Origin of the sequence: Streptomyces sp. DvalAA-43, from assembly GCF_900091725.1 — a bacterium.
Taxonomy (GTDB): domain Bacteria; phylum Actinomycetota; class Actinomycetes; order Streptomycetales; family Streptomycetaceae; genus Streptomyces; species Streptomyces pulveraceus.
Genome location: NZ_FMBW01000054.1, coordinates 1 through 16120 on the forward strand (window position 1 = coordinate 1; position 16120 = coordinate 16120).

At 72.0% G+C, this 16120-nt stretch carries 14 protein-coding genes and 1 pseudogene; 11 read left to right on the forward strand and 4 right to left on the reverse strand.

Annotated elements, in window-relative coordinates:
* Positions 1-332, reverse strand: a pseudogene (locus GA0115234_RS42820) (hypothetical protein); the annotation flags it as partial.
* 633 nt (positions 333-965) lie between these two features.
* Here GA0115234_RS42820 and GA0115234_RS21860 point away from each other — a divergent pair.
* The 9 genes from GA0115234_RS21860 (at position 966) to GA0115234_RS21900 (ending at position 9052) form a co-directional block, all read left to right on the forward strand.
* Positions 966-1484, forward strand: coding sequence for a hypothetical protein (locus GA0115234_RS21860; protein WP_256088761.1), 519 nt, complete (start codon positions 966-968; stop codon positions 1482-1484).
* A gap of 62 nt (positions 1485-1546) precedes the next feature.
* Positions 1547-1972: a phage tail protein gene (locus GA0115234_RS21865; RefSeq protein ID WP_093544217.1), complete on the forward strand. Its 426-nt coding sequence runs from the start codon at positions 1547-1549 to the stop codon at positions 1970-1972.
* A gap of 60 nt (positions 1973-2032) precedes the next feature.
* Positions 2033-2755 (forward strand): CIS tube protein, encoded by a 723-nt coding sequence (locus tag GA0115234_RS21870; RefSeq protein WP_093544219.1) that lies wholly within the window; start codon positions 2033-2035, stop codon positions 2753-2755.
* Complete coding sequence (locus GA0115234_RS21875) at positions 2752-4518, forward strand: VgrG-related protein (protein ID WP_093544221.1); 1767 nt, start codon at positions 2752-2754, stop codon at positions 4516-4518. The genes GA0115234_RS21870 and GA0115234_RS21875 overlap by 4 nt, the downstream gene beginning before the upstream one ends.
* A 60-nt stretch (positions 4519-4578) precedes the next feature.
* A complete protein-coding gene (locus GA0115234_RS21880) occupies positions 4579-4896 on the forward strand; it encodes a PAAR domain-containing protein (protein ID WP_093544223.1) in 318 nt (105 codons plus the stop codon).
* Positions 4893-5318 (forward strand): GPW/gp25 family protein, encoded by a 426-nt coding sequence (locus GA0115234_RS21885; RefSeq protein ID WP_093544225.1) that lies wholly within the window; start codon positions 4893-4895, stop codon positions 5316-5318. Before GA0115234_RS21880 ends, GA0115234_RS21885 begins: the two co-directional genes overlap by 4 nt.
* The gene (locus GA0115234_RS21890; RefSeq protein ID WP_093544227.1) at positions 5318-7279 is read left to right on the forward strand and encodes a putative baseplate assembly protein; all 1962 of its coding nucleotides are present in this window, start codon (positions 5318-5320) and stop codon (positions 7277-7279) included. Before GA0115234_RS21885 ends, GA0115234_RS21890 begins: the two co-directional genes overlap by 1 nt.
* On the forward strand, positions 7276-7839 hold the full coding sequence (locus tag GA0115234_RS21895) for a phage tail protein I (protein WP_093544229.1): 564 nt from the start codon (positions 7276-7278) through the stop codon (positions 7837-7839). Before GA0115234_RS21890 ends, GA0115234_RS21895 begins: the two co-directional genes overlap by 4 nt.
* 4 nt (positions 7840-7843) lie before the next feature.
* The gene (locus tag GA0115234_RS21900) at positions 7844-9052 is read left to right on the forward strand and encodes an NADase-type glycan-binding domain-containing protein (RefSeq protein ID WP_093544231.1); all 1209 of its coding nucleotides are present in this window, start codon (positions 7844-7846) and stop codon (positions 9050-9052) included.
* A 122-nt stretch (positions 9053-9174) separates the two neighbouring features.
* Here the strand turns inward: GA0115234_RS21900 and GA0115234_RS21905 are convergent, their stop codons facing one another.
* Entirely contained in the window at positions 9175-10119 is a 945-nt protein-coding gene (locus GA0115234_RS21905) for an aldo/keto reductase (protein ID WP_093544736.1), read from the reverse strand.
* The gene (locus GA0115234_RS21910) at positions 10116-12038 is read right to left on the reverse strand and encodes a hypothetical protein (RefSeq protein ID WP_093544233.1); all 1923 of its coding nucleotides are present in this window, start codon (positions 12036-12038) and stop codon (positions 10116-10118) included. The genes GA0115234_RS21905 and GA0115234_RS21910 overlap by 4 nt, the downstream gene beginning before the upstream one ends.
* Before the next feature lie 133 nt (positions 12039-12171).
* On the opposite strand from GA0115234_RS21910, the gene GA0115234_RS21915 reads away from it, so the two are divergent.
* Positions 12172-12996 carry an amidohydrolase family protein gene (locus tag GA0115234_RS21915; RefSeq protein ID WP_161275630.1) on the forward strand — a complete coding sequence of 275 codons (825 nt, stop codon included), beginning with the start codon at positions 12172-12174 and terminating at the stop codon, positions 12994-12996.
* Between the two features lie 320 nt (positions 12997-13316).
* On the forward strand, positions 13317-14081 hold the full coding sequence (locus GA0115234_RS21920; protein WP_093544237.1) for a GntR family transcriptional regulator: 765 nt from the start codon (positions 13317-13319) through the stop codon (positions 14079-14081).
* 60 nt (positions 14082-14141) lie between these two features.
* On the opposite strand, the gene GA0115234_RS21925 is transcribed toward GA0115234_RS21920, so the two are convergent.
* Complete coding sequence (locus GA0115234_RS21925; protein WP_093544239.1) at positions 14142-16061, reverse strand: right-handed parallel beta-helix repeat-containing protein; 1920 nt, start codon at positions 16059-16061, stop codon at positions 14142-14144.
* Positions 16062-16120: the final 59 nt, after the last annotated feature.

Consider the following 16120-nt stretch of genomic DNA (forward strand, 5'->3'; position numbering starts at 1 on the left):
TCCTCCGCACCGTCTGGGCCGACGCCGATGCCCGCGTACCCGCCTGCCGAAATGCCGGTGCGCTCGTCCGCCGTTCCCGCAGTCACTGCCGCTATCGGTGGGACGGCAACGGAACCTGCGGTAGTCCAGCGCGTAGCGGACGCCAGGCGCGCGAGCACGCCCACCACCAGCTCTTCCGCCCCCTCCTCCTCTCCCACCACACCCGTACGTGTCCGCAGGATCACCCCGGAGCGGGAGCGGGCATCCGTACCCGCCGCCCGCGCGGGGGAGCCGATGCCGGCCATCCAGCGGTCACGGGCCCTGCTCTCGGGCCGGGCCCTCAAAGTGAGCACCGGCTCCAGCGAGGGCTTCTCGGCACCAGTCGCAGGGAACGTTTCCCGGCCGGTCGTGGCGGCAACCTGGCGTCGTGATGTCCAGCGGCCGGCACCACGCGGACGGGGGAGCACCCGACACCGGCAGGTCCCGCACCCGCACCCGCATCGGCACTCGCTCGTCCGCGCCCCCGCCCCGCCGAAGCCGCCTCGCCGCACCAGCGCCGTGCGACCGGCCCGGGGCAGCCTCAGGGCCCGGGGCCCGGCAGGACCGTCCAACGCCTTGTGCCCGGGAGCCCGTCGCCCGGCGCCACGCGGAGCCGGACGCCCTCGCACCGGACGCCCACCAGCGACCCCACCCGGCTCCAGGGTGCTGAGACAGGAACCAGAACCGGAGCCCGAGCCGAGGTCAGGACCGGAGCGGGGACCGGCACGGACCGGGCGGGCCGCGGGCCGAGGGGCGGCGGTTCGCTCCTGCGGCTCGTACAGCGTTCGGTACGCGGCGGCACGACAACGCCCCCGTCCCGCGCCGAGACACGCCCGCCGGAGCGGCAGCCCGCGGAGTCACTTTCCGCCGACCGCCCCGGCCCGACGCCGACGGCACCACGCCCCGCACCCTCGACCACGTCGACGACCCGCTCCGCAGCTCCCTCCGTGCCGTCCACCGTTCAGCCGGTCCCGGTCGTGCGCCCGCATCCGCCCGCACCGGACCGGCCGGGAGCAGCCACCGTGCCCGTCCAGCGGATGACACTGCCGGTGGTGCCCGAATCCGGCGCTCCCATGGCCACCGGCCCGGAGGCCGGAACCGGTGCTCCCCTTCCCGGGCCACCGAGCCTTTCGGTACGGGTTCCGCGACGCGCACCCGCTCCGGCCGCCGGAGCCGCCGCTTCCGGGTCCACGGCCGAGGTGCTCCAGCGCGCGGCGGCCGACGCCGGAATCACCGGCGTTCCGGTGCGGGCGGTACCGGTGAAGCGCCCCAAGTCGCCGGGAGCGACCGGGCCCGGTGGTTCGGCCGACCCGGCCACCACGGATGCTCCTTCCGAGAACCGGGTCACCGGGCCGGACATCGAGGAACTGGCCCGTCGTCTGCTCGATCCGGTGAGCCGGCTGATCCGCGCGGACATGCGCAGAGGGCGGGAGCGTACCGGGCGGCTGTACGACGGTCGCCGCTGAAAGCGGCATGAACAGCTGGGCGCGGCACCGCACTTGGAATCAGCAGAGAAGAAGAGAAGCACATGACGGACAACATCTTCGCGACGAGCGTGTTCTTCAAGCTCGTCATCGGGGGCAGTGACCTGGGGGCCTTCCACACCTGCTCGGGTCTGGGCGCCGAGGTGGAGATGGAGCAGTACGCCGAGGGCGGCAACAACGGATTCACCTGGCAGCTGCCGGGGCGGATCACCTGGACCAACATCACCCTGACCCGGCCCGTCACGGCCGACACGCTCAAGATCGCGCGGTGGCTCAACGAGACGATCCAGCGGGTCGAGCCCAAGGACGGCGAGATCGTCGCACTCCGTCCGGACCTCAGCCGCATCATCAGCTGGCAGGTGCAGGGCATCGTGCCGGTCCGCTGGCAGGGGCCGTCCTTCGACCCCGCCAACTCCCAGGCGGCGATCGAGACGCTGGAGATCGCGCACGAGGGCCTGGAGCCCTCGTGATGAGTCGTCACATTCCTTAGCAGGTGCAGGTATCGGAGAACTCCGGGAAGGAGGAGCGCAATGTCACCCGCTGTCCGCACGAGCCGTGCTCGCGCCCAGCTGACCATCATGGAACCGCCGGCGACCGTCGGTGCCAAACCGGGCGGGAACCTCGCCCGGCTCACGTTGCAGTTCAACCCCGCCAAGCTGTCGCTGAGCAAGAGCACCGAGTGGCGGCGTACGCCGTCCCGGATGGCCGGGCAGTCCGCGCTGCCCGAATTCGTGGGCAGCGGGCCCCGGTCGCTGTCCCTGGAGGTCTTCCTCGACGCCACCGCCACCCATGACAACTCGGTGGAGAAAGCGGTGGAGCAGTTGATGACGGCATGTGTGCCCACCCCGAGCAGCCTGGCCCGCAAGACGCCCGCCAGCCCCTGGGTCCGCTTCGACTGGGGGACGTCGAAGACCACCTCGTTCGACGGCGTGCTCTCCAACCTCTCCGTCTCGTACACGCTGTTCGACGTCGACGGGAAGCCGCTGCGCGCCACCTGCTCCCTGTCGATCGAGGAGGCGAGCGTCGATCCGGCCGGGCAGAACCCCACGTCCGGCTCGCGGGAGGCACGCCGTACCCACCGGGTCGTCGCCGGTGACAGCCTGCCGCTGCTGGCCTGGCGGGAGTACGGCGACGCCACCGCGTGGCGCACGATCGCGGAGGCCAACGACGTGGACGACCCCATGCAGTTGACCCCCGGCAGGGAACTGGTCGTGCCCGGACTGGAAGATCACGCCCCGGAGGGCAGCCGATGACCGCCGCCGGCCGCTCCTTCGCGGCGGATCCGATCGTCGAGGCCCCCGGCGAGCTGCCTCCCGCCTGGGCGGCCCAGCTGGTGAGCTGTGTGGTGGACGAGAACGTCGGCCTCCCGGACACCGCCGTGCTGATGTACCGGGACCCCGATCACAAGCTGCTCACCGCCACCGGGCTCACCATCGGCACCCCGCTGAAGATATCCGTGGTCACCGTGCAGGAACGGGTGCGCGAGCGGCTGTTCACCGGTGAGGTCACCGCGGTCGAGCTGGACAGCGACACCACCGGTTCGTTCACGGTGGTCCGCGCCTTCTCCAAGGCCCACCGGCTCCAGCGCGGCCGGAAGGTGGTGGCCTACCGCAACATGAAGACCGCGGACATCGTCCGCAAGGTCGCTGCGGGCGCGGGGCTGGCCTGCGGGAAGATCGAGGCCGCGCCCATCACGTACAAGCAGCTGACCCAGCCCAACGTCTCGGACTGGGAGTTCCTCCAGTACCTCGCGGGCGAGAGCGGCGCGCAGGTGCGGGTGGACGACAAGGGCCTGTTGCAATTCGTGAAACCGAAGCCCGCCGCCTCGGCCCCCTCGCCCGCCACCCCCGCCACCCGGCACCCGATGGTTCTGGAGTACGGGCGCAATCTGCTGGCCCTGCGGGCCGTGCTGACCGGCGCGGACGGGGCGGACAGCGTCGAGGTGCGCGGCTGGAACGTCGACACCAAGACCCGGCTGGTGGCCCGCGAGCAGTCCATCCGCAGCGACACCGTGTCCCCCGGAATGAGCCCGTCGCTGGTGGCCGGGGCGTTCGGCGCGAACGCCCGGATGACGGTGACCGACACCCCGTACCGGACGCAGGCCGAGGCCACGGCCGTGGCCGGTTCGGTGGCCGCCTCGGTGAGCTCCGGATTCGGCGAGATCGAAGCCGTCGCGGAGGGCAATCCGCAGTTGCGGGCGGGCGAGCCGGTGGCCCTCGGCAATGTGGGGCCCGCCTTCGCCGGGCGCTACACGGCGACGGCCGCGCACCACGTACTCGAACCGAACGGCGGCTACCGCACGACCGTGCTGGTGAGCGCGGCGCCCGACCGCTCGCTGGCGGGTCTGACCAGTGGCTCGAACGCGCCCTCGCGCGGCCCGCGCATACCGGGGCTGGCGATCGGCGTGGTCACCGACATCCGCGAGGGCAAGTCCGAACGCGGCTGGGTCCGGCTGAAGTTCCCCTGGCTCGACGACACCTATGTGACCGACTGGGTCCGCACGGTGCAGTGGGGCGGCCAGGGCGGCGGCGGGGTGTTCAGCCCCGAGGTCAACGACGAGGTGCTGGTCGGGTTCGAGCAGGGGCTCCTGGACAGCCCCTATGTACTGGGCGGCCTCTACAACGGGGTGGACAAGCCCTCGCCCCACGACGTCCCGCTGGTCGACCCGACCAGCGGCAAGGTCAACCGCCGTTCCCTGGTGTCCCGTTCGGGCAACCGGCTGGAGCTGCTGGACGCCCCGCGCGGCCCCTCCGGTGTCCGGCTGGCCACCGGCGACAAGCGGCTCGAAGTCACCCTGGACGAGCGGCGGAACGAGATCGCGCTGACGGTGTACGCGCCCGGCGGCAACCGGGCGCTGAGCTCCGTGAAGCTCTCCGCTTCCGGGATCACCCTCGATGCCGGAACGGGCGACGTGAACATCAAGGGCAGCTCGGTGACCGTCGACGGCAAGACCGGGGTCACCATCGACGGCGGACTGCTCGGGGTGCTCAAGGCCAGGCTCATCAAGATCAACTGACGGTCCGCCATCCATCCGAAGTCTCCAGAAGTCCCCTTCCCAGCAAGGAGAACCCCGGCCATGCCCCCCGCAGCCCGCACGGGCGACAGCACCGCCCACGGCGGCCTCATCGGCACCCCGCCCCCGGGCGCGGTGGCCGTCGCCACCGTGCTGATCGGCGGCCGGCCCGCGGCCGTCACCGGGAGCCTGCACGTGTGCGTCGTCCCCCCGCACGCCGCACTCGGACCGGGCAACGTGATCATGCCCAACCCGGCCGCCATGGTCACCGGACAGGTCCTGATCGGCGGGCTGCCCGCCGCCCGGATGCGGGACAACACCTCCTGCGGCGCACCCATCATCAGCGGTGCGCTGAACGTGCTGATCGGGGGCCCGATGTGAGCGGCAGCGGGTTCATCGGACGAGGCTGGGGCTTCCCGCTGCGGGTCGGTGCCACGGGCGGCATCGGCATGGTCGAGCGGGACCGGGAGATCGAGGAGGCGATCGGGCTGGTGCTCGGCACGGCGCCGGGCGAGAGGCCGATGCGCCCGGAGTTCGGCTGCGGCATCCACGACTACGTCTTCGCGCCCGGTGACGGCGCCACCGCCGGACGCATCGCGCACGAGGTCCGCACCTCGCTGGAGCGGTGGGAGCCGCGCATCGAGGTGACCGACGTGGTGATCGCGTTCGACGCCATCGAGGAGGGCACCCTGTACATCGACGTGCACTACACCGTGCGGGCCACGAACGACCTGCGCAACCTCGTCTTCCCCTTCTACACCATCCCGTCCTCCGAGGGATCCGAAGAACCGGGAGCGCGCTGATGGCCCTGCCCTCACCCAACCTGGACGACCGGCGCTTCCAGCAGCTCGTCGACGAGGCCAAGCGGTACGTCCAGCAGCGCTCTCCCGAGTGGACCGACCACAATGTGTCGGATCCCGGGGTCACGCTCATCGAGACGTTCGCGTACATGGTCGACCAGCTGTTGTACCGGCTGAACCGGGTCCCGGACAAGAACTACGCGGCCTTCCTCGACCTGCTGGGCGTCACCCTGTTCCCGCCGACGGTGGCGCGGGCGGAGGTCGACTTCTGGCTGTCGGCGCCGCAGCCGGAGACCGTGCGGCTCCCGGCGGGCACGGAGGTCGCCACCTCGCGCGGCGAGGCGGAGGAGGCGGTGGTCTTCTCGACCTCCGACGACCTGTCGATCGTGCCGAGTTCGCTGGTCCGGCTGGTCACCGCGCCGGTCTCGGGCGACCAGACGGACCGCACCGCACCGCTCGGCGCGGGCAAGGACATCCCGTGCTTCCAGCCCCGGCCGGAACCCGGTGACGCCCTGCTGTTCGGGCTGCCCACCGCCGTGCCCCGGTGCATCGTGGCCGTCCGCCTGGACAGCCGGGTGGAGGGTGTGGGCGTCGACCCGCGGCAGCCGCCGCTGGTGTGGGAGGCGTGGGACGGTGCCCGCTGGGTGACCTGCCAGACCGGCACCGACAGCACCGGCGGACTGAACAGGCCCGGCGAGGTGATCGTCTTCGTCCCGGCCGGACACACCGCGTCGGTGACCGCCGGGACCCGGGCTGGATGGCTGCGGTGCCGGGTCACCGCGCCGGAACCCGGCCAGCCGTTCTACTCCGAGTCCCCGACGATCCGGGAGGCGGAGGTGTTCACCGTCGGCGGCACGATGGACGTCGAACACGCGGAGACCGTACTCGACGTTCCGCTCGGCACCTCCGAGGGCGTCGCCGGGCAGAGGTTCTCCGTGAGCAGGGCGCCGCTGCTGCTGGACGGGGAGCCGCCGGTCGTCCAGGTGTCCTCCGCCGAGGGCTGGGAGACCTGGACCCCGGTGGAGCACTTCGGTGCCTCCGCCCCGCACGACCGGCATGTGCGGATCGACGCCGTCTCCGGCGAGTTCGCCTTCCCGCCGGAGGTACGCGAGCCGGACGGGACGATGCGCGCGTACGGAGCGGTGCCCGAGAAGGGCGCACAGCTGCGGGTTCCCCGCTACCGCACGGGCGGCGGGGCGGCCGGGAACGTCGCGCGGGGCGCCATCTGCGTGCTGCGCAGCTCGGTGCCGTACGTGGCGGGTGTGGAGAACCGTGAGGCGGCCCGGGGCGGGGTCGACGGCGAGACCGTGGAGAACGCGAAGGTCCGGGCGCCCAACATCCTGCGGGTGCAGGAGCGGGCGGTCACGGCAGGGGACTACGAGGCCATCGCCCGGGAGGCCGCGCCCTCGCTGCGCCGGGTGCGGTGCCTGCCCGCCGTCGCGGGCGAGGGCGGCGCGGTACGGGTCCTGGTGGTGCCCGACGCGGTCGCCGACGAGGGGGGCCAGCTCCGGTTCGAGCAGCTGATCCCGTCGGACTCCGTGCTCTCGACGGTCACGGCACGGCTCGACGAACGGCGCCTGGTCGGCACCCGGCTGGTGGTGGAACCGCCCGCGTACCAGGGCGTCACCGTGGTCGCCCGGCTGATGACGGCCGGGGGCGACGTGGACCGGGTCCGCGCGGAGGCGGTCGCGGCACTGTTCCGCCACATCGACCCGCTGCGGGGCGGCGCGGACGGAACCGGGTGGCCGTTCGGCAGGCCCGTGCAGTACGGCGAGATCTTCGCCGTGCTCCAGGGCGTGCCGGGGGTGTCCCTGGTGGAGGAGGTACGGATGTTCCCCGCGGACCCGATCACCGGCCGGCGCGGGGCGGCGGTGCAGCGGATCGACGTCGCCCCGGGCGCCCTGGTCTTCTCGCACCAGCACCAGGTGGAAGTCGTCGCGAGCACGCCGGGTGACGGCTCATGACCAGGGCCGCGGTACCCGGGCTCGCCAGCCGCTACCCGATCGGCGGCCTGCTGCCCGCGCTGTACGCGGACGACGATCTGGCCCAGCGGTTCACAGCGGGCCTCGACACCGTCCTGGCACCCGTCCTGTCCACCCTGGACAACCTCCCCGCGTACTTCGACCCGTCGCTGACCCCGGCCGACTTCCTGCCCTGGCTCTCGTCCTGGGTCGCGGCCGATGTCGATCCGGCGTGGCCCGCTGGGCTGCGGCGGGCCGTGATCGCCCGCGCCGTCGAACTGCACCGGTGGCGCGGCACCCGCCGCGGCCTGGTCGAACACCTCCGGCTCTGCTTCGGGGTGCAGGCCGACGTCCAGGACGGCGGCGGCGCCACGTGGTCGTCCGAGCCCGGCGCGCAGCTGCCCCCGCCGCCCACCGGGGAACTGCTGGTGCGCGTCTGGGCGTTGGACGGCGGACCGGTGGACGCGGGCCGCGTCCGGGACGTCGTCGCGGCCTCGTGCCCCGTACACCTCACGTGCCGGGTGGAGATCCTGCCGGGCCCGCCAGACGAGACAGGAGGCTGACACGATGCGCTCGTGTCCGGCGTGCGGTACGGCCAACCGCGAGGACGACGAATTCTGCGGGAACTGCGGTTCCTACCTGGGCTGGTCCTCCCGGGCACCGCGGAACACCCCCGCCGCCACGGAACCTGCCGGTCCCTCGGATCCCGTCGGCCCGGCGGAACCGGAGGCCCCGGCGGCCGGGCCCGCGACCGGCGCCCCGGCCGGGCCCGTGACCGGAACCGGCCCGGAGACCGAAGCTCCTCCGGCCCCGTCCCCGCCCGCCCCGCGCCCCGAGCCGACGGCCGAACCGGTGCGGACACGCGCCCCGGAGCCCGCCGCGCCGCTGCCCGCAGTGCCCGCGACACCCGCACCGGCAGCCGCGCAGCCCGCCCCCGTGCGTCCGGAACAACCGGTGCGGCCGGCCCCCGCCCGGCCGGAGCCACCGGCACCGGACGGCCCCGTGGTCGCGGTGCAGCCGGCCAAGCCGGTCGCCCGGCGGCCCGTCGTGCGGCCCGTGACGGCGGACGAGGAGCCGGAGGGGCCGCCGTGCCCGGCCTGCGGCACCCCGAACCTGCCGGGGCGCCGGTTCTGCCGCCGCTGCGCGGCACCGTTGCAGACCAGGGAGCAGCCCGCGCCGCTGCCGTGGTGGCGCACGGTATGGCCGTTCCGCCGCCGGGTGAGGAGCGGATCGGGCCGGGTGCTGCGGCGGACCCTGCTGGTGCTGGCGGTCGTCGGACTGCTGTTCGTGGGCTTCCTGCTCGTCCCGGCCGGGCGCTACGTCTTCGAGGACGTGCGCGACAAGCTCGGCGGAACGGCGGAGATCAGCCCGACCGGGGTCACCGCGAGCGCCCACACCTCCGGCCATCCCGCGTCCGACGCCACCGACGGACTGACCAACAAGTACTGGGGGGCACCCGCGCTCGGCTCGTACCTGACCTGCACCTTCGACAAGCCGTTCCGGCTGGTCGGCGTCGTGGTGTACACGGGTGCCTCGACGGAGCCCGAGGAATTCAACCGCGCGGGCAGGCCCACCCGGGCCGAACTGATCATCACCAAGGAGGGCGGCGAGGCCGAGAGGAAGACGGTGACGCTCACCGACAAACCGGGCCGGCAGACCGTACGGACCGGCATCAGCGACGTCGTCTCCGTCCGGCTGGTGCTGAAGGAAGCGGCCGGGCGGGGCGAGGGGCGGCCGATCGCCGTCGGCGAGGTCGAGTTCTTCAAGCGCACCTGAGCCCGGCGCGGTCCGCGACCAGGCCGGGAGCGGGCCGGACAGCGCCGCTCCCGGCCCGCCCGGCCCGACCGGACGACGATTCGCATCGCGCCGATGAACCATCCGTGGCTACACCGGCGCGCTCATCCCAGCAACTGCTCGGGCACGAACCCGGCCCCCGCCAGCCGCTGCCACAGCTCGTCCGGGACCGGGAAGCGGGCAGCCGCCGCGTTCGCCGCCACCTCGGCAGCCGAACGGCAGCCGAGGACCACCGAGTCGACGGCGGGGTGCAGCAGCGGGAACTGGATCGCTGCCGCGGGGAGCGGCACGGCGTACTCCTCGCACAGCGCCCGGCACTGCCGTGCCCGCTCCAGCGCCCGAGCGGGAACCGGCCGGTAGTTGAACATGGCGCCGGGAGACGGATCGGCCAGCAGGCCGGTGTTGAAGACACCGCCGACGACGACGGCGGTGCCCGTCGTGGCACACAGCGGCAGCAGGGTGGTCAGTGCCTCGTGGTCCAGGAGCGAGAAGCGGCCCGCGATGAGCACCACGTCCACCTCGAACTCCGCCACGTACGAGGCGAGCGGACCGCTGTGGTTCATGCCGAACCCGATCGCGCGGATCAGCCCCTCGTCACGCAGCCGTCGCACCGCCGGATAGGCCGTGCGGCGTATCTCGTCCGGGTAGTCGTCCGGGTCGTGCAGATACAGGATGTCGACGCTGGAGCGCCCCAGGCGGGTCAGGCTCGCCTCCAGGGACTCGCGGATGCCGCGTTCCGTCCAGTCGGTGATCACCTCTCCCGGGGAACCGTCCGGCCGGGGGCGCAGCAGCCAGCCCGTCTTCGTGGAGATCACCGGGGCGGTGCCCCCGGACGGGGCGAGCAGGCGCCCCAGGCGCTGTTCGGCGAGGCCGTGTCCGTAGCGGGGCGCGGTGTCGAAGTACGTGATCCCGGCGTCCGTCGCGGCCTTGAGGGCAGCGGCGGCCTCCTCCTCGCCGACCGGCTCGAAGAGCCCGCCCAGCGGAGCGGTGCCGATGCCCAGGCGGGGCAGGACGAAGGGCAGGCGGCCGGTCGCGGCGCTGTCGGTCATGCCGTCTCCCACGGAGAAGTACAGGCCGCGCGGTTCGCGCGCAGCGTCATGGTCAGGGTCAGCCGGATCCGCGAGTTCCCGGGGAGGCCGACGCGGCAGTGCGGTCCGTCGACCGGCAGCTCGGGGCCGTCGTCCACGCGGACGGTGGCGACGTGGTGCTCGGCGAACGAACCCGACTGCACCAGCAGGGAGCGCGCCGCCCCGCCGAGGTTGACCAGCTCCACCACGGTGTGGTCCGGGCGGATGTCGGAGACGAGTGCGGCGACGTCCTGCGGCAGGCCGGGGCGGCGGGCGTCCGCGTCGTAGTAGCGCAGGTGCAGATGGACGAGGCCGCCGTTGTAGAGGACCTGCGGGGAGCCGGTGGTCAGTTGCAGCAGGGCCTCGGTCACCACGGGGTTGAGGTGCTGCCAGTGGTGGATGTCCAGGGCGTCGGGGCCGACGGCCGGGTCGACGGTGTCGTTCCCGATGGCCTCCACCCGCTCGGCGCAACTCGCGAGGGCACTGCGCAGCATCCGCTCGGGGAAGTGCGGGTTCCGCCCGTGCAGGAATTCGTACCAGGGCTCCTCGTGCCCGGCCTCGTCCTTGATGCGCTGGGTGTGCACGGTGGACCAGTCCCAGCGGGATGCGGCACGCAGCTGCTCGATCCGGTCCCGGTCGGCCTCCTCGCGGCTGAAGTGCCAGAGCGAGAGAGGGAGTTGGCCCGGCATGACGGTGAAGTCGAACCAGCCCGAGTCGTTGTGCCGCTGGGGCACCATGAGGGTGCGCTCGGCCGCCATCGCGCGCAGATGCGGTTCCCAGCGCTCGCCGAGGGTGCCCATCTGGTCGGCGGAGCGCTGTTCGGCGTGGCGCAGCACCGCGTCGAGCGGATTGCGGGCGAGGTCGAGGAAGCCCCGGTCCCCGGTGAGGAGGGTCGCGTTGGCCGCGCCGACGACGGTGGCGCTGCCGACGGGGGACAGGCCGTGCGGCCACGACCAGCCGTAGTGGCCGCCGTACCAGCGGCCGTCCAGGTACTGCCCCACCTCACCGTCCAGGCCCGCGTTGTCGGGCACGACGTCGCGACCCGCGAGCCGCTCCCGCCACACACCCACGTACTCGGCCACCCAGTCCGCGTAGCGCTGCTCCCCGCTCAGCAGAAAGGCGTGGGTGGCCAGTCCGGTGGCACCCAGGTTCGCGATGGTGTCACCGCGGCCCATCCGCTCCCACATCGCGCGGCCGTACGCTCGGGCACGCTCGGGCGACGCGGCCAGGGAGTCGAAGGACGTGACGCCCTCGATCCCGTCCAGCGGCAGACCGTACGGGCGCAGGGCCAGGCTCCACGGGAAGTACGCCTCCTCGTCGCTGAAGCCGAAACGCGGCCCCGCCGCACCGTTGTGCGGGGCGCGCACCACCCGGTTCACGGGGTCGTAGTTCGGGCCGCCGGGAAGGTAGAAGTCGGCGAAGCGGCAGGCGAGTTCGCGCAGCTCCGGGTCGTCGGGATCGGCGAGGCACAGCCCATAGAAGAGCAGCAGGCCCTCGCCCTGATGGAACCAGTCGTAGCCGCGCTCCAGTCCGTCGACGAGCATGCCCATCTCGGTGAGCTGCGCGGTGACTCCGTGCCAGTGCCGCCGCGCGGCGGTCAGCAACTCCGCGCTCCCGCCCAGCAGATAGAGCGTCGGCCAGTTGAAGAACGGCTCGTAGAAGTCGTCCACGCCGTCCCGGCCGTCCAGCCCCCGCCCGAGTGTGTCGCGGAAGACGAGGCGGCCGTCGCCCTCGGTGTAGCGGTCGGCGAAGAGCCGCCACGCCTTGTCCTGGACGGCGAACAACTCCCTTTCCAGATGTGCCCATGTGGGAATGTCGGTGACGCGCCGAGTCGCGGTGAGCAGAGGTCCGTGTGCCTCGCCCCCTGTGTGCGTGCCGCCGGTCCGCTCAGGCCTGAGCATCGAGAACACCTGCCCCTTGTCACATACGGATTGAACAATCGCCCATCGATAGCCGATGGTTAGACTCACTGGCGGGGAGCCGACGTGTCAATACTCCGGAGCGGCCCCGCGAGCCCCGAGAAGGAGGCGCACCGTGATCGACTGCCATGTCCACCTGTGGGATCCGGCCGAGGGGTTCCCCTGGATCCGGCCGGAGAGCGAGCACCATCGGGCCTTCGACGAGCACGACCTGGAGCGGTCGGGCGCCGGCCTCGACGTGAGCGGGGCGGTGCTGGTCGAGGCGGCGCGGGGCGACACCGGAGAGACGCTCGCCCTGCGCGACATACGGCTGCGGCGCCCGGACCTGGCCGTCGGATACGTGGCCAACCTGCACGTCCACGGTGCGGGCGGGCCCGAACCGTTCCGCGGCCTCCTGCGCGAGCTGGGCGACCTGCGCCCCAACGGGATGCGGCTCGGCGGCACCTCGTGGACGGACACCCCCGAGTCGGCCCGTGCACTGGTCCCCGTGCTGGCCGACGTGGGTCTGGTGCTCGAACTCAACCTGCATCGAAAGGCGTTGACGGCAGCGGCCGATGCCGCCGCGCGCCACCCCGGGCTGACCGTCGTCGTCGAGCACCTGGGCAACCCCCCGAACCTGCGCGCACCGGCCGCGGTGGAGTGGTACCGCGAGGTCGAGCGCGCCGCCGCGAGCCCGGACGTGGTGGTGAAGATCTCCGGCCTGCTCACCCAGCAGCACGGGGTGCCGCCCCGGCGCATCGCGCACATGGTGCGCCACGTCGTGGACGCGCTCGGCCCCGATCGCTGCCTCATCGGCTCCGACTGGCCGATCTGCCTGCCCCGCGGCTCACGGGCCGAATCGCTCGCGGCGTCCCAGCTCGGGCTGGCCCATCTGGCGGACGATCAGCGAGAACGCCTCCGGCACACGACCGCGGTCCGCGTGTACGGACTCGACGGCTGACCGAAAGCGTGGTTGACAGTGCTCGAACGCCCCTGATTCGATTCCCTCGATGATCGATAGACGATGAACCAGTGACCGGCTGCCCGCCACGCTGCAGGGAGCGTTCGATCATGACAGCTCCCGGTGTGACGCGGACCGGGCCGGCCAGAGGGTCACGGAACTGTTCGTTCGACGACAGCGAAGGCGGTGGGCCCGCCCATGAGGTCGTTCCATGGGAATGGCCGGCCAGGCGGTCGAAAACCCCCGGTGAGATCCCACCGGGAGAAGATGGGCGCGTATTATGTCGCAACTGACGTGCCCCAGTGCAGGATTGGGAATTCATGGCATCTCATGCGTCGGGTGGATTCGTCTCCACGCTGGCCACCAACAAGGACCGGTTCCGCAAGACCCTGATCTCGGACCAGGTGTACGAACTGCTCCGCCAGGCCGTCGTCGAGGGCGATCTCGCGCCGAACGACCGGGTGGTCGAATCGGAGATCGCGCGGCGGCTCGGTGTGAGCCAGGCCCCGGTGCGCGAGGCGGTCAAGCGGCTGGCCCGTGAGGGCCTGCTCACGCATGTGCCTCGCCGAGGCCACTTCGTCGTCGAGATCTCCGCCAAGGACGCGGAGTACGCCCGCCAGGTGCGCGAACCGCTGGAGGGCCTCGCCGCGCGGCTCGCCGCCGAGCACATCACCGAGGAGCAGCTCGCCGAGCTCGACGCGCTGGTCGAGCGGATGCACGAGGCGGTCGCCACGAACGACGTCAGCGGCTTCCGGGACGCCGACATAGGGTTCCACACCCTGGTCAGCCAGTTCGCGGGCAATCCGTTCCTGGCCCGGATGTGGGAGGTCATCGAGCCGAGCCTGCGCACGCTGCGGGCCATCTCCGACCCGCTCTTCGACGGTGACTGGTGCGCGATGGCCGACGAGCACGGCCGTCTCGTCGGCCTGTTGCGGTCCGGGGACCCCGCCGAGGCGGCCGAGGCGTTCGCCGACCACGCGGCCGGACGAGGGCCCGTCCCGGATGCGCGGCAGACGAAGAAGCCCCGCAAGAAGGCCGTGGCGAAGAAGGCGACGCCCCGGAAGACGGCGGCGAAGTCGAATTGATCAATAGGTCATGGGCCCGATCCGGAATTCCGGATCGGGCCCATGACCATGTGGCGCCGTTTACCGACGGGCGCCCGCGGTCCACTTGGGCGCCCCGTACTGATAGGCGCCCAGACTCGGCGTCGCGTCCGTGGATCCGTCATTGATTCCCGGAAGTGGAATCGCCTGATTGCGTGCCGGGGAAGCGGCGGTCAGCCGGTAGTCCCGGTCGGCCGCGTCGACGAACAGCGGATCGACTTCCGAGGGCAGGTTGTTCGAGAGGACGAGCCCGCCGTCGGTGGCGCCGTCCAGGCCCCGGATCGTACCGACGTTGTTGTAGATCTCGGTGCCGGTCGACTGCCCCGGTTCCTTCACGTAGAACAGCGTCATCCCACCGGTGTTGTTGTAGACGCCGTTGTCGTGCGAACCGGTGCCCAGACCGTTGAGCATCACCGTGCCCTCCCGGTTGCCCCAGCCCACGTTGTTCGCGATCACGAGGTCGCTCTGGCCGTTGTCCGCGTAGATCCCGGAGATCCCGAACGTGGTGGACGTCGTGGTCGGCGCCGGGTCGTGCAGTACGTTGTGGTCGATGGACGTGCCCATCATCCACGCGCTGCAGCAGGTGTAGATCGCGGCGACGTCCAGGCTCAGCCGGGCGTACCCGGAGATGTCGTTGTACGCGATCAGGTCCTTGCCCGGGGTGAGGCCGGCCACCTCGTTCCACTGGAGGTTGATGCCGCTGCGGCCGACGCGGGAGATCGTGTCGTGCGTGACCGTCTGGCTGTTGCCCTGCACGGCGATGCCCGCCGCGTAGGTGCCCATGTAGTCGACGTCGTGGATGACGTTGTCCGTGGCGGTGTTGTTCTGCCCGCGCAGGGCGATCCCGTTCCCGGCGCTGAGCGACAGATCGCTGTTCACGATCTTGTTCCGGGTGCCGTCGAGGATGATGCCGGTGTCGCCGACGCCCCGGGTCACCGTGCTGCCGCAGTCCGTCGCGCCCTGCGTGATGTCCGTGTAGTGCGACAGGTACTGGCCGTTGATGCCGTCCAGAGTGACACCGGTGCTGGTGGCACCCGTCCTGATCGTGGTGGCGAACAGGCCGATGCCGGCGACCGTCGTATGACTGGTGCCCGCCAGATCGAAGCCGAGGGTGCGGCGCTTGGCCTCGACGGTGTGGGCGCCGGGGTCGTCGGTGGCGTACATGTACAGGCGCTTCGCGGCCGGGTCGTAGAACCATTCGCCGGGATGCGCGAGTTCACCGATCTTCCCGGAGAGCGCGTACCGGGTCTCCCCGGGCACGACCTTGTGGACGCACGGCGGTGCGGTCTCCAGCGTCACCGAGCCGACGGCGGAGCTCTTCACCGTGGTGGTGGCCGAGACGTACCAGTAGCCGGTGAGGGCACGCGCGCCGTCCCAGTACCCCGCCGGGCGGGTCAGGTCCGCGTCGGCGACGGTGGCGTCCGCGCTGCCCTCACCGGCGTACTGGAGCGAGGGGGCGAGCAGGTCGAGGCCGGGATAGGGCCACTGGGCCTCGATGCCCATCTTCTTGTCGGTGAACAGCTGCACGGTGGTCACGTCCGTACCGAGGTCGACGTCCGTGCGGTAGACGTGCCCGGCCACCACCGCGTCACTGAACTGCGAGTCCGCGGTGAACGGGTCGGTCCTGGCGATCTCGGTGACATCGGCGGCGGTGACCGGCTGGAAACCGCCGATCTTCGAGGCACCGCTCACCGTCACCTTCGCGCCCGGGGCGGCGCGATAGGTGATCGGCAGTGCGGCGGTGCCGGAACGGGCCGGCACGACCGTCTCCTCGTACGTGCCGGACAGGACCAGGCACGTATCGCCCGGCACCATCACGTCGGCGCACTTCTGGATGTGCCGGAACGGGGTCCGGTCGCTCGTGCCGGAGGCGGTGTCCTGGCCGGACACGGCGACGTAGTAGGTCTGTCCGGCCCGGGGCTCGACCGGATGGGCGGCGGCGGGGTGACCGGCCGCCACCATGGCCAGGGATGCGAGCAGGGCTGCTGCGGACCACTGTCCTCTGCGGGACCGTGGCCTCC